This is a genomic window from Actinomadura darangshiensis (assembly GCF_004349235.1).
Classification (GTDB): Bacteria; Actinomycetota; Actinomycetes; order Streptosporangiales; family Streptosporangiaceae; genus Spirillospora; species Spirillospora darangshiensis.
In genome coordinates this window covers 1-3,364 of the sequence record NZ_SMKY01000518.1, presented here as the reverse complement: position 1 = coordinate 3,364, position 3,364 = coordinate 1, and the positions used below count along the sequence as shown (strand labels likewise).

Sequence of the window (3,364 nt, the reverse complement as noted above, 5' to 3'; positions counted from 1 at the left end):
CGATCCGCCGGAGGCCCGCTTCTGTGCGAAATTACGTGGTCGGACGCGGTTCTCCTGGCTAGGCTCCCGGCAAGTGGGGGTTCTTCCGTGGGTCTGGTGGTACGGCTTCCGCCGCCACACCGCGTATCCGCTCGGCTCGCTGACCGAGTCCCTGACCAACACCGTGTTCGGCTTCATGCGCGCCTACGTCCTGCTGGCGCTGTGGGACGTCCGGCCCTCCCTCGGCGGGTACGCGGCCGCCGACGCCGTGACCTTCTGCTTCATCACCCAGGCGCTGATCGGGCCGGTGCAGATCTTCGGCGGGATGGAGCTCACCGAGCGCATCCGCAACGGCGACGTCGCGATCGACCTGTACCGGCCGGTCGGGCTGCAGGGCTGGTGGCTCGCCGACGACCTCGGCCGCGCCGCCGGCTCACTGGTGCTGCGCGCCGGGCCGCCGCTGCTGGCCGGCGCCCTGGTGTTCCCGTTCCGGTGGCCGTCGCCGCCGAACCTGACGGCGTTCGCGGTGGCGCTGCTCCTCGCCGCGGTGGTCGGCTTCGCGCTGCGGTACCTGGTGGCGATGGGGATGTTCTGGCTGCACGACGACCGGGGCCTCAATGCCGTCACGCTCGTGATGTCGCTGTTCTTCTCCGGGATGATCCTGCCGCTGGTCGTGTTCCCCGGGTGGCTCGGCGGCGTCGCGCGGGCGCTGCCGTGGTCGGCGCAGATCCAGGTTCCGGCGGACGTGTTCCTCGGCCGGTACAGCGGGGCGGGGGTCGCGGGCGCGCTGGCGTTCCAGGCGGGCTGGGCGGCCGTGCTGCTCGGCGCCGGCGGGCTGATGACGCGGGCGGCGCGCCGGAGGCTGGTGGTCCACGGTGGCTGAGTCCCCGGTGACGGGCACGGTGATGGGCACGGTCGTGGGCACGGTGATGGGAACGGTGCGCATGTACGGGCTGCTCGCCTGGACGTGGATCCGGGCGGCGGCGCAGTACCCGGTGTCCATGGTGCTGCTGGCCGTCGCCACCGCGGTCGTCTCCGTCCTGGACGCGGCGGCGATCCTGGTGCTGTTCTCGCAGGCGCCGCGGATCGCCGGGTTCGGCGCGTCCGAGGTGCTCTTCCTCTACGGCACGTCGGCCCTGTCCTTCGCGCTCTCCGACATCGTCCTCGGCACGACCGAGCGGCTCGGGCACCACGTCCGGGAGGGGTCGCTGGACGCGATGCTGGTACGCCCGGTGAGCCCGCTCGTCCAGATCGCGACGGAGGGGTTCACGCCCCGGCGCCTCGGCAAGCTCGTCCCGGCGGTCCTGGTGCTCGGGTACGCGCTGAACACGGTGGACGCGGCATGGACGCCGGGCCGGGCGGCGATGATCCCGGTCATGGTGCTGTCCGGGACGGCGATCTTCGGCGGGCTGTGGGTGCTGACGGGCGCGGTGCAGTTCGTGCTGCTCGACAGCCACGGGGCGACCAAGTCGCTGACCTACGGGGGCGCGTTCCTCACCCAGTACCCGATGACCGTGTTCGCGCGCGACTTCGTCCGGGGGGTGACGTTCGCCGTCCCGCTGGCGTTCGTCAACTGGCAGCCCGCGCTGTACGTCCTGGACCGCCCGGACCCGCTCGGGCTGCCGCAGGCGGTGCGGTTCGCCTCCCCGGCGGTCGCGGTCCTGCTGTGCGGGGCGGCGGCGCTGGCGTGGCGGGCGGGGCTGCGGCACTACCGATCGACAGGGAGCTGATGCCGGTGCCGATGATCGAGGCCGGGGACGTCGTCAAGACCTTCACCGTGCGGGCGCGGTCGGGCGTCCTGCGGCGGACGCGGACGCCCGTGCGCGCGGTGGACGGCGTGTCGTTCACCGTCGAGCCGGGCGAGTTCGTCGGGTACCTCGGCCCGAACGGCGCGGGGAAGTCCACGACGATCAAGATGCTGACCGGGATCCTCACCGCGTCGTCCGGCACGCTGCGGGTGTGCGGGCTGGACCCGTCGCGGCGCCGCACGACGCTCGCGCGCAGGCTCGGGGTCGTGTTCGGGCAGCGGACGACCCTGTGGTGGGACCTGCCGCTGCGCGACAGCCTCGCCCTCGTCCGGCGGCTCTACCGGGTCGAGGCGGGGGCGCACCGGGAGCGGCTGGCCGAGCTGACGGCGCTGCTCGAACTGGAGCCGTTCCTCGACACGCCCGTCCGGCAGCTGAGCCTCGGCCAGCGGATGCGCGGCGACCTCGCGGCGGCGCTGCTGCACGACCCGGAGCTGCTCGTCCTGGACGAGCCGACGATCGGCCTGGACGTGATGAGCAAGGCGACCGTCCGCGACTTCCTGGAACGCGTCAACGCCGAGCGCGGCACCACGGTCCTGCTGACCACGCACGACCTCGGCGACATCGAGCGGCTCTGCCGCCGGGTGCTCATCATCGACCACGGCCGGCTCGCCTACGACGGCGGGCTGGACGAGCTGCGCCGCACCGTGGACGCCGACCGGCTGCTCGTGGTCGAGCTGGCGCGGCCCGCGCCGCCGATCGTCCTGGACGGGGTCGAGGCCGAGCGCGTGGAGGGCCCGCGGCAGTGGCTGCGGCTGCCGCGCACGGCGAACGCGGCGGCGGTCGTCGCCGCGCTGGCCCGCGACCACGAGATCCGCGACATCTCCCTGCGGGAGGCCGGGATCGAGGAGGTGCTGGCGGGGCTCTACCGGGGCGACCACGCGTACTGGTGCTCGGGGCGCCCGGTGGCGCCGTAGCGGAGCGTCACCACGACCCGCCCGGCCTGGGCGAGGGCGGCGAGGTAGCGCTGGGCGGTGGCGCGGGAGATGCCGACCTGGTCGGCGATCTCGGCGGCGGAGCGGGGCTCGTCCGCCCGCCGCAGCGCGTCGCTGACCAGCCGCGTGGTCACCGGCGACTGGCCCTTGGGCGCGGGCGGCTGGCCGTGCAGCGGCGCGTAGAGGGCGCGGACGGCGCCGTCCAGGGCGGCCTGCGACAGGTCGTTCTCGACGGACAGCGCCTCCCTGTACCGGGCGTAGGCGGTGAGCCGCTCGTTCAGCGCGGCGGCGGTGAACGGCTTGATCAGGTAGTGCAGGGCGCCGTGCCGCAGCGCCTCCCGGACCACGCCCGGGTCGGCGGCCGCCGTCGCCATGATGACGTCGGCGTCCAGCTCGGGCAGGAGGCTGAGGCCGCTCTCGTCCGGCAGGTAGACGTCCAGGAGGACGAGCGCGGGCTCCAGGTCGGCGGCCATGGATCTGGCCCGCTCCGCGGTATGGGCGAGGCCGGCGACGGTGAAGCCGCGCAGCGCCGCCACGAACCCGGCGTGGACCTGCGCCACCCGGAAGTCGTCGTCCACCACGAGCACGTCGATCACCGCACCGCCCCCCTCACCGCACCGCCCCGTTCACCGCACCGCCCCGTTC

At 74.1% G+C, this 3,364-nt stretch carries 4 protein-coding genes; 3 read left to right on the top strand and 1 reads right to left on the bottom strand.

Annotation, left to right across the window (positions count from 1 at the left end; all coding sequences use genetic code 11):
• Positions 1–73: 73 nt before the first annotated feature.
• The 3 genes from E1293_RS45725 (at position 74) to E1293_RS45715 (ending at position 2,701) form a co-directional block, all read left to right on the top strand.
• Entirely contained in the window at positions 74–862 is a 789-nt protein-coding gene (locus tag E1293_RS45725; protein ID WP_207939511.1) for an ABC transporter permease, read from the top strand.
• A 61-nt stretch (positions 863–923) separates the two neighbouring features.
• Positions 924–1,709: an ABC transporter permease gene (locus tag E1293_RS45720; RefSeq protein ID WP_132206217.1), complete on the top strand. Its 786-nt coding sequence runs from the start codon at positions 924–926 to the stop codon at positions 1,707–1,709.
• Positions 1,709–2,701 (top strand): ABC transporter ATP-binding protein, encoded by a 993-nt coding sequence (locus E1293_RS45715; protein ID WP_243717543.1) that lies wholly within the window; start codon positions 1,709–1,711, stop codon positions 2,699–2,701. Before E1293_RS45720 ends, E1293_RS45715 begins: the two co-directional genes overlap by 1 nt.
• On the opposite strand, the gene E1293_RS45710 is transcribed toward E1293_RS45715, so the two are convergent.
• The gene (locus tag E1293_RS45710) at positions 2,650–3,315 is read right to left on the bottom strand and encodes a response regulator (RefSeq protein ID WP_132206213.1); all 666 of its coding nucleotides are present in this window, start codon (positions 3,313–3,315) and stop codon (positions 2,650–2,652) included. The genes E1293_RS45715 and E1293_RS45710 overlap by 52 nt on opposite strands.
• Between the last annotated feature and the right edge of the window lie 49 nt (positions 3,316–3,364).

Coding starts and splice junctions, on each gene's coding strand:
- E1293_RS45720 (WP_132206217.1), top strand. CDS start 924: ATGTACGGGCTGCTCGCCTGGACGTGGATCCGGGCGGCGGCGCAGTAC.
- E1293_RS45715 (WP_243717543.1), top strand. CDS start 1,709: ATGCCGGTGCCGATGATCGAGGCCGGGGACGTCGTCAAGACCTTCACC.